Below are 19,647 nucleotides of genomic sequence, written 5' to 3'. Positions count from 1 at the left end.
TTGTAAAGTATGAATTATTTTGCTCAAATTAAGTAATTTATACTTCATTTTAAGGCATAAAATCGGGGCAACAGGATTTGAACCTGCGACCTCTCGGCCCCCAGCCGAGCGCGCTACCAAGCTACGCCATACCCCGATTGAACCATGATAGTATATCAGAAAATCGGAAGTTTGAAAAGAGATTTGTATGAAATTTTATAAATTTTCAGATTCGTTTATAGGAAATTCTTTCCTCTGGACTTTACAGCCCTCCCGTACTTTGCTATCATGGATACTAGGATTATGGCGTTTCCTGAAAAAAGGAACTGCGATCACAGAAAGAAAACGGAGAATTGCTATGAAGGGAATTGTCAGTTTTGATATGGACATGACGCTTTTGAACCATGCAGATTATAAAATTCCGGACAGTGCCATTAAGGCGCTGGACCGGCTGCATGAACACTACTATATTGTCATTGCCACCGGCCGCGACATGGATGCCAAGTTCAGCGAAGGACTTGCCGATCAGGTGAAGCCAGATGCCATTATTCATTTAAATGGCAACAAGATTACCGTTGGCAGCAAACTGATCTACGAGCACTGTATGAAACGGGAACTGGTGGAAGAATTGCTGCATTTTGCAGAGAATAAAGATTATGCCATCGGTATGACGGTGGGAGATACCGATTATTTTATCAATCCATGGTGTGTGACACGTCACGATATGGTGCGGTGGCAGATGTCAGACCGGAAGTTCCGCGACCCGTGGAAGCTTCTGGATATGCCGGTGCGGACGCTTGCCTATATTGGGCGTGAACCAGGCGCAAAAGAGGTGGAGGAGGCATTTCCAATGCTCAAGCTGCCTATGTTTTCGAGCCGTGAGGGAGCAGATATCATCGAGAAGGACGCGTCCAAGGCAGAAGGACTGAAGCGTCTGTGTAAAGTGTGGGATATACCGCTTGAACATACTATCGCATTTGGCGATAGTATGAATGATTATGAAATTGTGACGACTGCCGGAACCGGTGTAGCCATGGGCAATGCCCATCCGCAGTTGAAAGCGGCAGCTGATTACGTCACAGATGATATTGCAGAAGACGGAGTCTATAAAGCATGTGAGGCACTGCATCTTTTTGGAGAATGAGACCGTGGTGAGTTATTCACTTTTTGCGGCTTAAAAAACAAATATTCCATGATATACAATCTAACGATACAGGTGAAAGGAATTTTAAATTATGGCATCTTATTACGATCTGGTGATTATCGGGGCAGGTCCGGGCGGCTATACCGCAGCGATCAAAGGAGCTTCCTTTGGTATGAAAGTAGCGGTAGTCGATGAGGACAAGTTGGGCGGTGTCTGCATCAACCGCGGCTGTATTCCGACGAAGGCACTTTTACATGCATCCAATATTTTTTCCATGATGCAGCATGGAGATGAGTTTGGAGTATCAACAGATTTTATCTCCTTTGATTTTGCAAAAATGCAGGATTACAAAAAGCGTTCCGTGCGTCGTTACCGGGACGAGATCCAGAAATTATTTGATAAAAATGATATTACCTTTATCAAAGGGAAAGCGACCATCCGCCGCGAAAAGACAATTGAAGTGGTGGGAGAAAACGGAAAAGAATATCTTCGGGCGAAAAACATCATCATTGCCACCGGTGCAAAGCCGGTGATGCCGAAAATTCCGGGAATCGACCTTCCCGGCGTCATCAACAGCGACCGTCTGCTGGCTGTGCCGACCTGGAATTACGACCGGATTGTGATCATGGGAGGCGGTGTCATTGGCGTAGAGTTTGCTACGATATTCCAGGCACTCTGCTCCAAAGTAACCATCGTAGAGAAAGGACCGCACCTGTTAGGACCGATGGACGAGGAGGTTTCTGAGGCATTAAAAGAACAGCTGACCGATAAGGGCATTACGGTATATTGCAATGCCATGGTGGAGGAAATCCGAAAGGAAGACAGTCTGGTATGTATGGTGCGTGATCTTGAGACCAACGAGACCATTCAGATCAAGACCAATCAGGTCGTGGTGGCTGTAGGAAGAACCCCGTATACGGAAGGACTTCTCGGTGAGGATATGACTCTGCAGATGGAGAAAGGACGACCTGTCGTAGACGCAGATTTCCAGACAAGTGAAGCTGGCATTTATGCCATTGGCGATGTCTCCGCGAAAACCCAGCTGGCGCATGTCGCCATGGCGCAGGCAACGTATGTAATTGAAAATCTGGCCGGAAAACCGCATACCATACGCCTGGAGGCCGTGCCGAACGGTATGTTTGTTTCGCTTCCGATTGTGCCAAGCTGTATTTACACGGAGCCGGAAATTGCAACCGTGGGAATCACGGAAGCGAAGGCCGGAGAACTTGGCATGAAAGTGCGCTGCGGTGTTTATGACATGGGAGAAAATGGAAAATCCATCATTGCGCGGGAAGAACACGGTTTTATCCGCCTGATCTTTGAGGCGTATTCGAATACGATCGTAGGTGCACAGATGATGTGTCCGCGCGCTACAGACATGATCGGAGAGATGGCAACTGCCATTGCCAATGGACTCACAGCCGAACAGCTTTCTCTGGCAATGCGTGCGCATCCGACCTACAGTGAGGGCATTGCGGCTGCCATTGAAGATGCCATGCGCCAGAATTAAAAAATGATAATTACGGAATCAGCGGCGGCAGATTGTCAGAAACATCTGAAGAAAGACAAGGCTGTTATAGGCGGCAACGTGATTCCAACAGTATAAAAAGAAGAAAAAGAGGATACTATCATGAACGAGATTACAAACAGAATTGAGCGTCTCCGCAGCCGGATGGAGACTTACCACATGGATGCCTACCTGGTACCGACGGCAGATTTTCACGAATCCGAATATGTGGGTCCGCATTTCACGTGCAGAAAATATATCACTGGTTTTACCGGTTCTTCCGGTGTGGCACTGATCACGAAAGACTGGGCCGGTCTCTGGACAGATGGCCGTTATTTTGTCCAGGCAGCAGGCGAGTTAAAAGACAGCGGTGTGGAACTGATGAAGATGGGGCAGCCAGGAGTGCCGACTATGGAACAGTACCTGGAAGAGCATATGCCGGAACAGGGTGTGCTGGGCTTTGATGGACGTGTCATCAACAGCAAGACCGGAGAGAACTTAAAAGAGCGTTTTTCTCTTAAGCAGGCAGTGATCTGCCCGGACCATGACCTGATCGGAGAAATCTGGGAAGATCGTCCGGAACTTTCTGCGAAGCCAGTCTGGATTCTGGACGAAACATATGCAGGACAGTCTGCTTCCGAGAAAATTGCAAACGTAAGGGCAGCGATGGAGAAGGCTTATGCGGATGTGCATATCCTTACAACACTGGATGACATTGTCTGGATGTTAAATATCCGCGGAAATGACATCCCGTATAACCCGGTTGTACTTTCTTATCTGATGGTGACCAAAGAGCAGCTGTTCTTCTATGTAAATCCGCAGGTGCTTTCTGACGAGGTACAGGATTATCTGAACACCCTGGGTGTTACCGTGCGCCCATACAATGACATTTATGCAGATGTGAAAGAATTAAAAGGTCATCGCATTTTGTTAGAGAAGAGCCGCGTTAACTATGCAATTTATGAGAGCGTACAGGGGCAGAACCAGATTGTGGACCAGATGAATCCGACCGTATATGCGAAATCACAGAAAAACGCGACCGAGATTGAGAATATGAAAAAAGCCCACATCACGGATGGTGTGGTTATGACCAAATACATTTACTGGTTAAAGAAGAATATCGGAAAGATTCCAATGGACGAGTGCAGTGTGGCGGCTTACCTGGATCAGCTGCGTCTGGAACATGGTGCACTGGAACCGAGCTTCCCGACCATTTCTGCTTACGGTGAAAATGCGGCATTGTGCCATTATCATGCAGTGCCTGGACACGCTGCAAGTCTGCAGGCGCGGGGACTGTATCTGGTGGATTCCGGCGGACAGTATTATGAGGGCAGTACGGACATTACCCGTACCATCGCGCTGGGACCAGTGACCGAGAAAGAAAAGGAACATTACACGCTGGTGCTGATGAGTATGCTGCGCCTGGGCCATGTGAAATTCATGCAGGGCTGCAGCGGGCTGAGCCTGGACTATGTGGCAAGAGAACCACTTTGGAGACGCGGACTGGATTTCAATCACGGAACCGGTCATGGGGTAGGCTATTTGCTGAACGTGCATGAACGGCCGATCGGCATCCGCTACCGCGTAGTTCCGGAACGTCAGGACAGTGCCCCGTTCATGCCGGGTATGGTATGTTCCGATGAGCCGGGCCTTTACATCGAAGGAAGCCACGGAATCCGCACCGAGAACCTGGTATACTGTAAGAAGGATGAAAAGACCGAGTATGGTCAGTTCTTAAGCTTTGAGTACCTGACTTATGTACCGATCGACTTAGAGCCGGTGGATGTTTCCCTGATGGAAGAACAGGATGTGGCATGGCTGAATGAGTATCATGCGCAGGTATATAAAAAGATCGCGCCGTACTTAACGGAAGAAGAAACGGCCTGGTTAAAAGAAGTAACCAGACCGCTGAAAAAGTAAAAATCAATGAAAGGGTTCCATGGCAGGGCTGCCGGTCTGGCAGCCGCTGTGGGACCGTGGATACTCACCATGAAATCAGATCAATCCTCCCAGGGAAGATGAACGACGGTGTACTCATGATGGACGGCAGGGAGAAATTTCTCCAAAATGTCTTTTGTGTAAAGCTTTAAGCTCGAAGTATTGATGCATGGATGGCATCCGATAAAGGTGTGGTGATCGATCACATCCTGGTCAATGAGGAGGCGCACCCGGTTATCATGGTCATTCATAAGACCAAGCACACTAACGGAGCCCGGTGTAATATCCAGAAACTGTTCCATGAAATCCGGTGTCGCAAAGGAAAGGCGGGCACTTCCAATCTGTTTGGAAAGCTTTGCTGTCTTAAACTTCTTGTGCCCCGGCATCATGAGCAGATAAAACTGGGTCTTCTGGGCATTGCACAGGAACAGATTTTTGCAGATCTCGATATCCAGCCGGACATCCACGTCATGGCAGGCATCGATCGTGGCGGTGGCATCGTGGTCAAGACGCCAATAAGGAATCTGGAGTTCATCCAGAAGGTCATAAGTGCGGATCTCCTTTTCCAGCCGTCCAGAACAGTTTTCCGGGCGCCCGGTGTAGAGAACCGGATCGATATAGAAAGAATCCTCGCCGGTGCGTGCAGCACCGGCTTGTGTGTTGTTATCAGCTGTGTGATCCATGGGGTATCCTCCTGAAAATATGTTGTAATGTAGGTAATGATTCATGTTTTTGGCGGGTCTCAAGGTTCAAAATCCTTTTGACTCTGGTATCATTATATAAAAATTGATGAAAAAGGCAAGGATTTGAATAGTATGAAACAGGATAGAAATATAAAAAAAGAAACAGGAAAGAAAAAGTCAGCTGCCAGAAAGCAGAGCTGGAGTCTGGATGAGAAATTTGAGGAGTGGGTAGGAGAGAAAACGGTGAGAGGCGCTGGAGAGAAGAAAGGCGAGAAGATAGGGAAAAATTTCGAAAAGAAAGGTTTCAGGAATTTTTCTGAGGACCTTCATCGGGAAGATGACCGGAATCGGAATGGAAAAACCGATGTAAAAAAAGGAGCAAAGCTTGGAAAAAGAGGAACGCAGGAATCTGCACAGGAGTTCGGCCGCGAAAATGATAGAAAATCTGAGCGCAAATTTGTTCAGAAAAACACTGGGAAATTTGTTGGAAAGAACGATAAAAATTTTGGAATAGGTACAGATTCGAAGCAGAAATCAGGAGCTTTTCAGAAAAACGCAAAAGCACAGGCACAGACACCGGCAGAGCAGAAGCGGGCGGCAGAAAAGACGCAGCAGGCAAAGAAAAAGGGGCTTTGTCCGGTTGCTCATCGCTGCGGCGGCTGTCAGTATCTGGAGATGCCTTACAAAGAGCAGCTCCAGATGAAACAGAGCCAGATGCAGAAGCTTCTCGGAAATTATTGTAAAGTACACGGCATCAAAGGCATGGATGATCCATTCCATTACCGCAACAAAGTCCATGCAGTATTTGGTTACCGCAAGGGAGAAGCCATTTCCGGTGTCTACGAAGAGAAAACACACAACATCGTGCCGGTAGAGACCTGCATGATCGAAGACAAGAAAGCAGACGAGATCATTGGTACGATCCGCGGCATGCTGAAATCCTTCAAGATTCACACATACGACGAAGACACCGGTTATGGCCTGCTGCGCCATGTGCTGATTCGCCGTGGCTTTACCAGCGGTCAGATCATGGTTGTTCTGGTCACCGCATCCCCGGTATTCCCGTCCAAGAATAACTTTGTCAAAGCCCTGCGCCAGAAACACCCGGAGATCACCACCATTGTCCAGAACATCAACAACCGCGGCACCAGCATGGTGCTGGGAGACAAAGAACACGTACTGTACGGGAAAGGATTTATTGAAGACGAGCTGTGCGGTTGCAAATTCCGCATCTCCCCGAAATCCTTCTATCAGGTAAACCCGGTGCAGACCGAGTATCTGTACGGCAAAGCCATTGAACTGGCTGATTTGACCGGAAACGAGCGCGTGCTGGATGCTTACTGCGGAATCGGAACCATCGGAATCATCGCTGCATCCAAAGCAAAAGAAGTCATCGGTGTCGAGTTAAATGCCGATGCTGTGCGCGATGCCATCCAGAACGCAAAATGCAACGATGTCAAGAACATCCGTTTCTTCTGCAACGACGCAACCGAATTCATGATGCAGATGGCCGCATCCGGCGATAGCGTGGATGTCGTCCTGATGGACCCGCCAAGAGCTGGAAGCACAGAGGCATTCATTAAGGCAGTGGCAGCAGTGAAAGCAAAGACCGTGATCTATGTGTCCTGCGGACCGGATACTCTGGCGAGAGATTTGGGCGTGTTTAATAAGATGGGATATCGGGCTGAAGGCGCGTGGCCGGTGGATATGTTTCCGGCGACCGGGCATGTGGAGACGGTTGTCTTGCTTTCCAAGGGCGAGGTCGACTCGAAAAAGATTCGGGTTGAGTTCTCTTTGGAAGATATGGATATGTCAGAGTTCCAAGATGGAGCTACCTATCCGCAGATCAAGGAGTATGTGTTGGAGCATACCGGGTTAAAGGTGTCCAACCTCTATATCTCACAGATTAAGCGGAAATGCGGGATTGAGGTAGGCAAAAACTATAATCTGCCGAAATCCGAGGATTCCAGACAGCCCCAGTGTCCACCAGAAAAAGAGAAAGCAATCCGAGAAGCATTCAAATATTTTGGGATAATCTAACATCCCGCAGAATGGAGGTTTCTTATGGATAGATTGATTTCTTGTGAGTTCAACATGGATAACGCCTGTGTGGAGCTGAAATTTGCAGATGGCAGCATGATTGCGATTGACACGATTGCCGTGGAGAATGAGGTTGCCGATAATATGTATCAGCGGTCGGAGCTGGACTGGCTAATCTACAACAAGCCGCTGGAATATGCACAGCTTGTGTTTGGCGGTGATTTAGAACGGTTTGTGCAAGGCGTATCGGAACATCAGTTGATGGATTGAACTGAATAAACATAGCGCAGCCCACCGGTCAAAATGATCGGTGGGCCGTGTTGTTTCTAACAAGGTTTTAAATTGTAAACTGGAACTCCACACCCGTCTTCGTGTTTCGGACAGAACACTTGCCGCCGTGCAGTTCCACGATATTCTTCGCAATAGCAAGACCAAGCCCCGTGCCGCCTCCGGAGCGGGATTCATCAACTCGATAGAAAGTGTCCCATACTTTAGCCAAAGCTTCTGCGGAAAGAGGCTTGCTGTCATTTTCGATGGAGAATGTGGTTTTACCACGATTGTTCTGAATCCGTACTGTGACACTGCCACCGGCGGGGGTGTACTTGACTGCATTGGTCGCAAAATTCTCAACCACCTGTGCAATTCGATTCTCGTCCGCAACGATGGTGCTTTGCTCCGGGAACTCGTAGCTGATCTGCAGTTCCTTTGCCTCTGCCGCCATTTGGAGTTTCTCGAAGATGGCTTTCGTAAGATCGGCAAGCGAAAACTCATCCCGTGAGAGCTTCACTTTACCCGCTTCAAGTCTGGACAAATCCAGCATCTCCAAAACCATACCGTCCGTTCGCTCGGCTTCCGCAAGGATCACATCCACATACTTATCACGTTTGTCTTCTGCAATGTGTTCCTTCAGTCCCTCTGCATAGCTGTGAATCACCGCCAGCGGAGTCTTCAGTTCATGGGCAATATTAGAGGTCATCTGACGACGGTTTTCCTCAGCTGCTTTTGCATACTCAAGTGCCGTGTTCAAGCGTGTAATCTCGTTTCTTTGCATCCGGCTCTTATCGCTATGCTTGGCGAAACCCTCTTGTAGCAACTTGCTTTCATACCAAGCTTTTGACATTTCCGGATATAGGTAGTTCTTCTCTTCTTCGCTCATCAGCGCTTCTCCAACCGATAGGACAGGTTGGATTAAATGATTTTTTATTATGGAGCGTAATACGAACACAAGTGCCACTGCAATAAGAAGTGTAATTAAGTACACAACGCTCAGTTCGCCAAATGCGGTGCGCCAAGGAGAGCAGTACACGACACTCACGGTATAAAAATGGAGATCAGGCGCTTCTTCTGCATAGGCAGCCTCCCCATAATAGTATGGGTCATAATAGGTTTCTCCATCGAAGCTGTGACAGTAGTTCACACTTGGGATTAAAAGGTCAAGGCCATCGTAGAAAGTCAAATTCTTTGCTCCGGCAGCCAGTTCCGGTCCAAGTTTGGCAACAAGGGAAGCTACATTTTCATAGTCTGTTCCTTTGTACGAAAAAGCAGGAGATATCTCATTATAGCAAACATCAAACCAATCAGAGTAGAATACAACAACGTCCTCACTGGATAAAGCGTCAGAGGCATCTTCGTACATGGTGTTCCATTGAAGATCGTAATCCTCTACGATGCCGGAAACGGTATACTGACCACTTCCCTTTGAATCTAAGGCATGCTGGAATTCGTCCCAATCGATATATTCAATTTTGATGGGTGTGAACTCGACACCATCAAAAGTCCCGGTAAAGCGCATTGCGGCAGCATCGAATGTCAGAACGCTGTTGCTGAGTATCTCCTTACCTTTCTCAGTAAGCATTTCTCTATCAAAGAAAGCACGGGCATTATTCCCGGATCTTTCCTCTCGATTATCCCATTGGTTTTCTGTCAAATACTCGAAGTAAAAGAAATCCGACCAACTACATTCAAGAAGATTTCCTCCTGCATCATAAACAGCAGTAGCAGAATATACCTTGTTGCTGTTTGGCCGCTTTAGAAATTCATCATCTTCACCAACTATAAATCTCGCACCATAAAAAGTATCTGCATGTCCGCCGTCGTCTACCGCCTCCCACCGGCGATTTGCATCGTAGTTCGCATAACTGGAATCAAAACCTTTCCCCAACCAGTGTTCAAAGCTTCGAGTTGCGATGGTAGATGCAAAATCGCGATAGCCATTTAGATATCTTGTGGCGGCATACTCAGCAGTAACGGAGGTCAAGCAGAACATTCCTGCTCCCCAAATTACAAACAATGCGAGGGAAAGTAGGCAAGTAATAGCTGTCAGAGCGGTACGCTGTTTCTTTTTCCTTGCTCTGATTAGACCAACCACGATGATGGCGACAGCCAAAACAACCTTTACAATTCCTTGAAACAGTTTATCCTGTACTAATTCCCAAATAATGCTTTCACCAGAATAATAAGCTACAAGGTCTTTCCCGATTGTTGCATAATTGCGGAAATCAACAATCGCCCAGATTAGGAAAAGAGCTGATGCAATCCGATAGCCTTTGGAGATTTTTTTCATCGTCACCCCTCCAATCTATAACCCGCCTTAATAACGGTCTTGATGCATTCGGCATAGTCGCCAAGTTTTTCTCTCAATCGCTTAATATGGGTATCTACAGCCCGAGATTCGCCCTCGTAGTCGTAACCCCAGCACTTAACCAGAAGTTGCTCACGGCTCATGACAAGGTTTTTATTCTGCATCAGGCAGCGAAGGAGAGCAAACTCCTTCGGCGTCAAAAAGACTTCCTTGCCTCCAGCATAAGCTCTGCCTGCAGTCAGCTCCAGAGTGATCCCGCTGACCTCCATCCGGTCACCGGCAAGGACACTGCGCTGATTACGCTTGATGAGCGCCATAGTTTTTGCATAAAGGACAGACATGGTGAATGGCTTCGTCACATAATCATCTGCACCGAGTTCATAACCCAGCAGTTTGTCCTCCTCGTCGGAAAGGGCTGTGAGGAAAATGATAGGAACATCGTTTGTTCTGCGCACAGCACGGCAGACAGAAAGCCCATCAAGCTCCGGCATCATAATGTCAAGCAAAACTGCGTCAAATTCATTTTCATCAATCAGCTCAAGCGCCTGTATTCCGTTGCTTGCTTCAACAGGCAGTTCTCCCTTGCTGCTGAAATAGTCACACAGGATTTCCCGCAACTTGGCCTCATCTTCTACAATCAAAATCTTACTGTTCATAATACTTTTCCTCCTTTCGCCCTTACTGTACAACACCGATTTGTATTCTCTGTGTCAAAAGAAATGATTTTTAATATTTATAAGCTTATTCAAACGCTACTGTAGTTTCCTTTGGCAGCTTCTCATTCTCGCAGCTCAAAAGGTAGGATATTACCTTGTTGGCAAAGCGGTTTGTTTTCATGGTATCCCAATCGGCAAGTCGGATAATCTCCGCTGTGCCGTTTTCAAAATCCAAGGAAATCTCGCCCCATTCGCCGTCGCAGTCTGCCTGGTATTCGTAGATTGCGGCGGCAATTTTCTTTTTGCGCTTGGTTTTGGACTTCTGTTTCAGCCGGACAGCATGGATTGCGCCCTCGGCAACCAATAATTCCGTCAGCCTGTCCACCGCTTTCCGGTAGGCTCGCTCTGCACCGCTGGCTGTGCTGCCCTCGAACATAACTGCAAGTTCCTCAAAGGTGGGACGACCTTTCCATGAGCCGACACGCCCACAGGTCATGCAGATTGCCAGCCGCTTTTCAAGCAAGGTCTGCTCCCGGTAGTTCAGTTTCTCAAAAGCCCGCTGCACCTTTTCCGCCTGTATGCCGTTCCAGAGAATGTCGGCATAGTTCCAAGTATCATCAAGGGCAACATCTTCGTCGGTTTCCTCGCCGTCCTCGTCTGTCACATAGAAAGGCTGCTGATTGCGGATGCCACGGACAACTTTCAGATATTCTTCCGCAAGGGCAAGATCACAGTTGTACTTCTTGGCAAATTCGCTGACTGCATCCTTGCTGTTATGGTAGAGCCAAGCCATTGACCGCACCATTTTGTAATTGGTCAGGGAGGATACCGACCATTTTTCTTCTCCCATGCGAAAACGTAGCATAGCATCCCGAATGAATGGAAAAATGTATGTAGCATACTTCGCACCCTTGGCAGGATCATAGTCCATCAGCTTTTGGAGCATTTGCTCCCGGCAGGAGAGCTTTATATCTATAAATCGGTCTGTGTCGTACAGATCGCCGCCATCCACACCGAGAAAGTCTTTGATGCGCTTGTTAAGTTGCGGCTCGTAGTGGTGTAGGAAGAATGAGAAATATATCAAATTCTTTTCCTGCAAGGCAGACAGGATATATTCGTTCAGATTGCCCACCGCTGGAGGCTCCGGTTCCAGTTGGAAGATGCGCTCTGCCGCATAAGGAATGATGCCGTCACCGTGCGGATTGACAGCGTGTTTTGGTATGTATCCGGTCATGTCCCATGAAAAATCACTCAGCATAGCGCACCTCCTTTCGGTTCTTTCTCTATCAATATCGACAGTAATTATGCATCGAACTTTTTGTTAGTAGTATTATTTTCGTCGTCCATCATATCGCTTAGCACGGCAAAAGCTTGGCTCAGCGGCACAGCCTTAGAAGTCCAGTTTTTCAAACTAAACAAGTTGGAAGATTCATCAAACACATCAAATTCGTCTGTCCCATCAGTGATTTTCTTCAAGTACAACATTTCTATCAAATACAAAGCTCCCAAGATATTTAGTACATTCTCCTGCTTTGCTTGCTTCAACTGCTCATAGCGGTTGTGCTTGACATCTGTAAATGCTCCCCACCATTGCAACGACTGTGCGGGCTGGGTAATATCCCAATTCATAAACGGTTGTATTTCGATATCGTATTCCTGTACACTGATTTTTTGATTTTTTATATCCGGTGTGTTGGTCAAAATATACTGTGCATAGTCTGCAACCGTTTTTCGATCCGTTGTATTGAAACCGCAAAACTCTTTGAATACAGTATCCAACTCTGCCCCTATGGCTTGAATTAAGAGGGCATATCCGTTAGAAAATGCATCAAAATTGTCCTCATGTAGTTCTACAAACTCTATTGATTCAACAAAACGCTTTTCGAGCATTAAGTAGTATTTCCAATGATTCTGACTAAGTTCTTTTCTATTCATGTTTGTCCCTTTCTTTGTATATTTTTGCACTTGCTTCCTTTTTCAAAGCCGCCTGGTCCATTTCTTTTTCATAAGCTCCCTTGGCATAGGCTACATTGCTCAATGCCCGGAGCATCTTATCTTTTGCCAGCTTCTTCATAACCTCCGCAAGATCAGCGTCCAGAGTACCACGCTTCACATAGCGGTTTATGGTGTTCAGCCGTTTCTCATAAATCTGTTTCACCGGATGATCGTCCGCAAGCTCCCGTTGTTCTCTGCCTTTCAGGTTGCCGATCTGCCGACAGGTGCGGTGCAGCTTGTCCCCCGGTGCATAGCCGCCACAGTATTTGGTGTGCCGTGCGTTGGTGGTCAGAAACCACTTGCCGCAGATTTTGCATTTCTTCGGTGCATGACCAACACACAGGCCCTCAAAGAGATCAGACCGGAACATCCCTACAAAGGATACATAGTGCATCCGCTTGACCAGCTTCGCAACTTTTTCGCCGGGACGGATGACGGATACATACTGAACGGAATTGTTCAGGGTAGACATCCAGGCATTGCCTTCCGTGATGGAAAACTCCGGCGGGAAATAGCTGCCGAACATTTTTGCAAAACCCTCTGCGGTGCGGTCTGCTTCGTTGCCGTCTGTTTTTTCTGCAAAATCAAGCATGGCCGTTTGGTATTCCCCAAGGGAGTATGCCAGATGCCCGAAAACTGCGGTATAGCGTTGGAGCATCATCGCATCGGTAAAGTTCTGGATTTCTTCAAACTGCAAAGAATTGGTTGCGGCTTTTATGGCAAACTCCACATATTTCAGCGTATTGTCCACAGTAAAGACTTTTTCAATCCGTTTTCTGTGCTTTGGTATATCCATATAGGAGAACGGCGGAGTTTCGCTGAGAATATCCAACATCGCCAGAGTAGCTTCCCTTGCAATGGGACAGAGTGCAGAAGCATCCTGTCCGGCGTTTAATGTTCCGAGCAGCAGATTGATGTTCTCGCATTGCTCGTTCATCCTTGAAATGGTATCCGCAGGGACATTCAGCGCATCACAGGCAAGCGTGCCGACAGGAAGTGTTTTTCCCTCATATATAACCGTATCCTGCCAAAAATCCAATGTCATCAGTTCTTGGTTCATGCTTGCCCCTCCTGTCCTGTTTTTCTACTTTCTTGATTGTATCATGCAAATGTAAAGAAATCCATATTCTCTGAAAAGTTGTCCTGTTTTTTGAAACGGGGTTGTCCTCCGATTACCCTGTTTTTTGAAAAATCCGTCATAACCATAATAGAAGGAGCGAAGCACCTGCCAATCACGGCGGCTGCTTCGTGCTTTCCAGAATATTATGAACGGAGGGTTTTCTATGACAATCTATGAAACCATCAAGGCGGCAATCAGCGTCAAGCAAGCCGCCGAACACTACGGGCTGAAAGTGAGCCACAACGGCATGGCTTGCTGCCCGTTCCACAACGACAGGCATCCGAGCTTGAAGCTGAATGAGGACTATTTTTTCTGCTTCGGCTGCGGAGCCAAAGGGGATGTGATCGACCTTGTGGCAAGGCTGTTCAATCTGAGCAGTTATGAAGCAGCGCAAAAGCTGGCTTTGGACTTCGGGCTTGACCCGAAATCGCCCACTGCCGCAGCTATGGTCAAGCCGAAGCGTCCCTATATCCGTCAGTTCCGGGAGGATGAAATGCTGTGCTTCCGGGTGCTGACGGATTATTTGCATCTGTTGGAAGATTGGAAAGTGCGCTATGCTCCCAAGACACCGGAAGATGCTCTGGATGACCGTTTTGTGGAAGCCTGCCAGATGCACTGCTATATCGAATATATGGCAGATGTGCTGACGGTGGGTGATCTGGAAGAACGGGTGGCATTGGTGGACAAGCTGATGCTGGACGGCAAAATTGCTTTTCTGCAAGAGTATACCGCACGAAAGAAAAAGGAGGTGGCGCACCATGGCGAAGAACCGGAAAACGCCTGATATGAACTTGCCCATGTGGTTTGACGGGCAGAACATCAACGAAGCTCTGTTTTGTGAAGAATTTCTGCAAGAGCGCAGGATCATCTTCGCAAACGGAGCTTTTTTCACGCCCGATGGTCGAGTGACGGACGATCTTCCTCTGCGTGGGGAGATTTACGACAAGCTGAAATTCTGTGCCGTAAACAATATCCCCCGGAAGATCACCAACATTCTGGAAGTGCTGAAACTGGAAGCGCAAGTGCCTGACTTTCCACCGGAGCAGGATCGCATCCATGTGTCCAACGGTACGGTGCTGCTGGACGGCACATTTACCAAGGGCAGGCCGACTATCGTGCGAAGCCGTCTGCCGGTTGCCTACAATCCCGATGCTACTGCGCCGGTGATCTGGCTGAACTTTCTGGACGGACTGCTCCATGCGGAGGACATTCCCACCTTGCAGGAGTTCATCGGCTACTGCCTGATTCCCTCCAACAAGGGACAGCGTATGATGGTGATTAAGGGCAATGGCGGCGAGGGCAAATCCCAAATCGGAGCTGTGCTTTCGGCTATCTTTGGCACGAATATGAAAGACGGCAGCATCGGCAAGATTTCTGAAAACCGCTTCGCCCGTGCTGATCTGGAACACATCCTGCTGTGCGTGGATGATGATATGCGGATGGAAGCTCTGCGCCAGACCAACTATGTAAAATCCATCGTGACAGCACAGGGCAAGATGGATTTGGAACGCAAAGGCAAGCAGAGTTATCAGGGCTGGATGTTCGCCCGGCTGCTTGCGTTCAGCAACGGCGATTTGCAAGCTCTTTATGATCGCAGCGATGGTTTTTACCGCAGACAGCTTGTGCTGACCACCAAGGAAAAGCCAGTGGACAGAGCTGACGATCCCGACCTTGCGGAGAAGATGAAAGCCGAATCCGAGGGTATCTTCCTGTGGGCATTTGAAGGCTTGCAGCGGCTTGTTGCCAACAACTTTAAGTTTACGGAGAGTGACCGTATCCGGGAAAACCGGGAAGCGGTCAAGCGTGACAACAACAATATCTTTGATTTCATGGATTCCGAGGGATACATCCAGCGTAAAGCGGATGCGTCCATCAGCTCCAAGGATTTCTATGAAATCTATCGGATGTGGTGCGAGGAAAATTCTCTTGCTCCGCTGAAAGTCCGCAGCTTCAGCGACGCCATGATTGCCAATGCCAAGAAATTCAATCTGGAGCATTGCAACAACATCACCAACTCAGCCGGACGGCGGGTGTGGGGATTCATGGGAGTGGAAGCCATTGCACGACCTCATATAAATGGGTTTTACGGAGATTCGCCGTGTACGTACGTACCGGAGGACATTCCGGAGGAATGGCGGCAGGTCGAGTAAATCCCATTGCTGGTATGTATGTACGCAGCAAAAGAGCGTAAAACGCTTGTTATAGAAACAGCACACATCCTCTCGTTCGGGCTGTTTCTATGTTCACAGGCTTTTGAAAAAGTGTCTGTGGACACCGGCTGCAAGAGGAAGTTGACACAGAACAGCTTCATGCAGACGGGGCTGACCATAGGAAAAGGCGCAGACATTTTCGCCTTGGTCAGCAGAGGTCACCGCAGTGACCGCATTCCCCCTCGGGAGAGCCCTCGGAGAGCCCACGGCACTTTGCAGCCAGTATGGATGAAAGTGTCATAGTGGGTTATTACACTTTGAAAAAGTGCCTCTCCGTAGCTCCCCACTGTCTGCAAATCTCAAAGAAAGGACAAAAATTCAATGGCAAGAAATGATGGAATAGACCGTACCATAGCCAGAAATCAGGACTTGAAAACGCCTGCGGATGTGGCGAAGGTACAGGAACACAATGAGCGTGAAAAGGACAGCTACAGCAATCAGGACATCGTGCCGGAGCGCACTTCTCTGAACGTTCATTTCAAAGCACCCACGGATGATTATGTGAAAATGTTTGAGCAGATGGAGCATGATAATGTGATCTCCACAAGAGGTCTGAAACCGGATGCTGTGAAATACGGCGAGTTGGTGTTTGATGTGAACTCCGCCTATTTCTACAACCACGGCGGCTATGAATTTGCGAAACAGTTTTATACCGATGCCTATAAAGCCGCTGTGGAGATCGTGGGTGGTGAGCAGTATATCCTCTCCGCTGTGATGCACGCCGATGAGCGCAACCGGGCAATGTCCGAAGCTCTTGGCGAGGATGTGTACCACTATCACCTTCATGTGGTTTATATCCCGGTGGTGGAAAAGCAGATTCTTTGGTCGAAGCGGTGTAAGGATGAAGCACTCCGGGGAACGGTAAAGGAAACAATTACACAGGTCAGCCGAAGTAAGAAATGGGACTCCAAGCCGTTGCTTGATGAAAACGGAAATCCCATGCTCAACGCAAACGGAAAAAAGATTTTGAAGTCGTCCTACAGTGTGTTGCAGGATGACTTTTTTCATTTCATGCGAAATGCCGGATATACCGATGTGGAGCGTGGAGAGCGTGGCAGCACCGAGGAACATCTGACAGTGACACAGTTCAAGGTTCAGGCTGAACAGCAGCGTTTGGAAGCTATGACCGGACAGGTGGCACAGGCGGAGCGGGGGTTGGAGAATGCCAAAGATGCCACGGAGAAACAGAAAAAGAAACTGGAAGCTCTGCAAAAGGAAACCAAAACAGCAAAGACCGTTGCTCTGACGGTGCAGGAGATTGAAACGATGGGAAAGAAAGCCACATTCGGAAATAATATCACGCTGACACCGGATGAGTGCGACACGCTCAAACGCTATGCGGTCAACGGCATTATCGCCAATGCTGACAACAAGCGCTTGAAGGAGAAACTGGCTTCCGCTGAAAAGACGGTTTCCATCTGGAAACAGCGGTATGAAGCAGTAAACGAAAAATATATGGAACTGAAACAGAAAGCCCAGCCTTTTCTGGATGCACTGGAAATTGCATCCGAAAGGGTTCGGGCTTTTATCAATTCTATCCTCATCAGAGGAAAGGAAACGCAGGAACACAAACACCCTGACCGGAAGCGTGGACAGGATATGGAACTTTGATGGAGGAATCGCCTATTGAAGAAATATTATGAGGAAGCGAAATATAATGCGGCATTTGACCGCTGTGTGGATGTTATGAGCCAGATGCTCCAGAAGTACGGGCATCAGGTTTTGGATAAATTAGAGCAGGATACACCGCAAACGGTGGAGTGTTCCAAGGATGATAAGCAAGCGCAGCCTTTGACGGATAAGGCTGCGTAAAAATTTACAATTTACACGTTGCGTACTTGTTGCGGCTATGCTATAATATGTACGCAACGTGTATTTTTGCTTTTTGGGAGAAAAGACGAATGGATTGTAAAAACAGAATTATTAAGTTGCGTGAAAGCACAGGACTGAACCGGAAAGATTTTTGCAAGCTCGTCCATATCCCTTATCGGACTATGACCGAGTGGGAATTGGACAACCGCCATGCACCGGATTATGTGCTTAGACTTTTGGAGTATTATATCCGCAACGAGGGATTGATGGTAAAAGAAATGAGCGAAGGAGGTGGCGATTCTGAAAAAGAAGCAACTTAAATGTTATCTATATACGAGAGTGTCCACCTCCATGCAGGTAGACGGATACAGCTTGGATGCCCAGCGGGACAAGTTGCGGAAGTATGCGGCATACGAGGATATGGTCGTTGCCGGGGAGTATTCTGACGAAGGATTTTCCGGCAAGAACATCCAAGGGAGGCAGGAGTTTCAACGGATGCTGAACGACATCCAGGACTGCAAAGACGGCGTTTCCTATGTGCTTGTCTTTAAGCTCTCCAGATTTGGCAGAAATGCAGCCGATGTTCTGAACTCTTTGCAGCTCATGCAGGATTTTGGTGTCAACCTGATTTGCGTGGAGGATGGCATTGACAGCTCCAAGGATGCCGGAAAGCTTATGATTTCCGTGCTGTCTGCGGTGGCGGAAATCGAGCGAGAGAATATCCGCACACAGACAATGGCAGGACGGGAGCAAAAGGCTCGTGAGGGCAAATGGAACGGCGGTTTCGCTCCCTATGGATACAAATTGGAAAGCGGAAACCTTGTCATTGCGGAGGATGAAGTGGAAGTAATCCGTGTTATTTATGACCGCTACATCCATACCAATGAGGGCGTTGCCGGAGTTGCTAAATATCTCAACCGCAACGGGTTTGTGAAGAAGCTGCGGCAAAATAACACCATCCCCGGATTTTCAAGGAACTTCGTGCAGGACGTACTGGATAATCCCGTTTATATGGGTAAAATTGCTTATGGCAGACGGAGAACCGAAAAGAGGCAAGGTACAAGAAATGAGATGCACGTGGTCGAGCAGTCGGAGTTCCCTGTTTACGATGGTCAGCATGAAGCCATCATTTCCGAAGAAGATTGGTATCTGGCACAGGAAAAGCGCAAGATCAATTCCTTTAAGCGGGAAAAGGTCAACAATCCAGACCACGCACACATCCTATCCGGTATTTTGAAATGCCCGTGTTGCGGAAAGAGTATGTACGGCAATATTGCCAAGGCTCATAGCAAGGACAAGAAAACACGGTATTATTACTACTGCAAAAATACGGTTACGCCGACGGGACATGAGTGCAGCTTCCGGCTGAATATCGAGCAGACGGAAATCAACAAATTTGTGGCGAAGGTCATCTCCGCTATGGTCAGCAATCCCCGATTTATAGAAGCAATTCAAGCGAAAATTGGAACGGCGGTTGATACAGAGGATATGGAAAAGCAGATCGCCGTTCTGCAAGGACAGCTAAAGCAAGCCTTTGGAACGAAAAGCCGCTTGGAGCGTCAGATGGATACCTTGGACATCAACGATGCCCACTATGACAGAAAAATTTTGGATTTGCAGCGCCGATATGATGAACAGTATGATACGATAGAGGAAATCGAAGTTCAGATTGGCGAATTGCAAAGTCAGATACGCAGCATCCAGCAGGAGAAAATCTCCGGCGATAACATTTATCGGCTCTTACTGGCATTTGATGAAGTCTACCATTCCGCAACGGAAGCAGAACAGAAAGAGTTTATGAAAGCCTTTATCGAGCGAATTGAGATGTTCCCGGAAAAGAGAAAAGACGGAAGCTGGATAAAGAAGATTGTATTCAACTTCCCTGTGCCTGTTGATGGCGAGGAAGTGAAAGAACTTCCCTTGGAAACTGAAACAACAGTCGAGACGGTAGTACTGCTTTCCCACAAAAAGCCAGACGGACA

At 47.9% G+C, this 19,647-nt stretch carries 17 protein-coding genes and 1 tRNA gene; 11 read left to right on the top strand and 7 right to left on the bottom strand.

Features of this window, described 5'->3' with window-relative positions; all coding sequences use genetic code 11:
• Positions 1 to 62: 62 nt before the first annotated feature.
• A tRNA-Pro gene (locus tag DWZ40_RS08065) sits at positions 63 to 136 on the bottom strand.
• Between the two features lie 201 nt (positions 137 to 337).
• On the opposite strand from DWZ40_RS08065, the gene DWZ40_RS08060 reads away from it, so the two are divergent.
• The 3 genes from DWZ40_RS08060 (at position 338) to DWZ40_RS08050 (ending at position 4,550) form a co-directional block, all read left to right on the top strand.
• A complete protein-coding gene (locus DWZ40_RS08060) occupies positions 338 to 1,123 on the top strand; it encodes a Cof-type HAD-IIB family hydrolase (protein ID WP_118707188.1) in 786 nt (261 codons plus the stop codon).
• 91 nt (positions 1,124 to 1,214) lie between these two features.
• Positions 1,215 to 2,633 carry a dihydrolipoyl dehydrogenase gene (lpdA, locus tag DWZ40_RS08055; RefSeq protein ID WP_118542473.1) on the top strand — a complete coding sequence of 473 codons (1,419 nt, stop codon included), beginning with the start codon at positions 1,215 to 1,217 and terminating at the stop codon, positions 2,631 to 2,633.
• A gap of 120 nt (positions 2,634 to 2,753) precedes the next feature.
• Positions 2,754 to 4,550 carry an aminopeptidase P family N-terminal domain-containing protein gene (locus tag DWZ40_RS08050; protein WP_118542471.1) on the top strand — a complete coding sequence of 599 codons (1,797 nt, stop codon included), beginning with the start codon at positions 2,754 to 2,756 and terminating at the stop codon, positions 4,548 to 4,550.
• Positions 4,551 to 4,630: 80 nt separating this feature from the next.
• On the opposite strand, the gene DWZ40_RS08045 is transcribed toward DWZ40_RS08050, so the two are convergent.
• Complete coding sequence (locus DWZ40_RS08045; RefSeq protein ID WP_118542469.1) at positions 4,631 to 5,251, bottom strand: prolyl-tRNA synthetase associated domain-containing protein; 621 nt, start codon at positions 5,249 to 5,251, stop codon at positions 4,631 to 4,633.
• Positions 5,252 to 5,383: 132 nt separating this feature from the next.
• Between DWZ40_RS08045 and rlmD the strand changes: the two genes are divergently transcribed.
• Positions 5,384 to 7,291 (top strand): 23S rRNA (uracil(1939)-C(5))-methyltransferase RlmD, encoded by a 1,908-nt coding sequence (gene rlmD, locus DWZ40_RS08040; protein WP_118542467.1) that lies wholly within the window; start codon positions 5,384 to 5,386, stop codon positions 7,289 to 7,291.
• Between the two features lie 24 nt (positions 7,292 to 7,315).
• Positions 7,316 to 7,561, top strand: a complete 246-nt coding sequence (locus tag DWZ40_RS08035) for a DUF6061 family protein (RefSeq protein ID WP_117484580.1) — start codon at positions 7,316 to 7,318, stop codon at positions 7,559 to 7,561.
• 67 nt (positions 7,562 to 7,628) lie between these two features.
• Here DWZ40_RS08035 and DWZ40_RS08030 read toward each other — a convergent pair whose 3' ends face one another.
• The 5 genes from DWZ40_RS08030 to DWZ40_RS08010 all read right to left on the bottom strand — a co-directional run bounded on the left by DWZ40_RS08030 (position 7,629) and on the right by DWZ40_RS08010 (position 13,583).
• Positions 7,629 to 9,854, bottom strand: a complete 2,226-nt coding sequence (locus DWZ40_RS08030; protein ID WP_117515283.1) for a HAMP domain-containing sensor histidine kinase — start codon at positions 9,852 to 9,854, stop codon at positions 7,629 to 7,631.
• Positions 9,855 to 9,856: 2 nt separating this feature from the next.
• Positions 9,857 to 10,528: a response regulator transcription factor gene (locus DWZ40_RS08025; protein ID WP_117515285.1), complete on the bottom strand. Its 672-nt coding sequence runs from the start codon at positions 10,526 to 10,528 to the stop codon at positions 9,857 to 9,859.
• A gap of 85 nt (positions 10,529 to 10,613) precedes the next feature.
• Positions 10,614 to 11,786 carry a hypothetical protein gene (locus DWZ40_RS08020; protein ID WP_117515287.1) on the bottom strand — a complete coding sequence of 391 codons (1,173 nt, stop codon included), beginning with the start codon at positions 11,784 to 11,786 and terminating at the stop codon, positions 10,614 to 10,616.
• 44 nt (positions 11,787 to 11,830) lie between these two features.
• Positions 11,831 to 12,463 (bottom strand): hypothetical protein, encoded by a 633-nt coding sequence (locus DWZ40_RS08015; RefSeq protein WP_021683574.1) that lies wholly within the window; start codon positions 12,461 to 12,463, stop codon positions 11,831 to 11,833.
• Positions 12,456 to 13,583, bottom strand: a complete 1,128-nt coding sequence (locus DWZ40_RS08010; protein WP_117552066.1) for a DUF6076 domain-containing protein — start codon at positions 13,581 to 13,583, stop codon at positions 12,456 to 12,458. Before DWZ40_RS08010 ends, DWZ40_RS08015 begins: the two co-directional genes overlap by 8 nt.
• A gap of 223 nt (positions 13,584 to 13,806) precedes the next feature.
• On the opposite strand from DWZ40_RS08010, the gene DWZ40_RS08005 reads away from it, so the two are divergent.
• The 6 genes from DWZ40_RS08005 to DWZ40_RS07980 form a co-directional block, all read left to right on the top strand.
• Positions 13,807 to 14,427, top strand: coding sequence for a CHC2 zinc finger domain-containing protein (locus DWZ40_RS08005; RefSeq protein ID WP_118542465.1), 621 nt, complete (start codon positions 13,807 to 13,809; stop codon positions 14,425 to 14,427).
• On the top strand, positions 14,402 to 15,793 hold the full coding sequence (locus DWZ40_RS08000) for a phage/plasmid primase, P4 family (protein WP_118542463.1): 1,392 nt from the start codon (positions 14,402 to 14,404) through the stop codon (positions 15,791 to 15,793). The genes DWZ40_RS08005 and DWZ40_RS08000 overlap by 26 nt, the downstream gene beginning before the upstream one ends.
• Positions 15,794 to 16,174: 381 nt before the next feature.
• A complete protein-coding gene (locus tag DWZ40_RS07995; RefSeq protein WP_117552069.1) occupies positions 16,175 to 17,464 on the top strand; it encodes a plasmid recombination protein in 1,290 nt (429 codons plus the stop codon).
• 15 nt (positions 17,465 to 17,479) lie between these two features.
• A complete protein-coding gene (locus tag DWZ40_RS07990; protein ID WP_007488117.1) occupies positions 17,480 to 17,665 on the top strand; it encodes a hypothetical protein in 186 nt (61 codons plus the stop codon).
• Positions 17,666 to 17,754: 89 nt separating this feature from the next.
• Complete coding sequence (locus DWZ40_RS07985; protein WP_007488123.1) at positions 17,755 to 17,985, top strand: helix-turn-helix transcriptional regulator; 231 nt, start codon at positions 17,755 to 17,757, stop codon at positions 17,983 to 17,985.
• Between the two features lie 31 nt (positions 17,986 to 18,016).
• Positions 18,017 to 19,647 (top strand): recombinase family protein (locus DWZ40_RS07980; protein WP_243035273.1); only part of this gene is annotated, 1,631 nt, incomplete at its 3' end.

The organism is Clostridium sp. AF32-12BH, assembly GCF_003477935.1.
In the GTDB taxonomy this organism is placed as follows: Bacteria; Bacillota; Clostridia; order Lachnospirales; family Lachnospiraceae; genus Brotaphodocola.
This window is presented reverse-complemented; position numbering and strand designations above follow the sequence as displayed.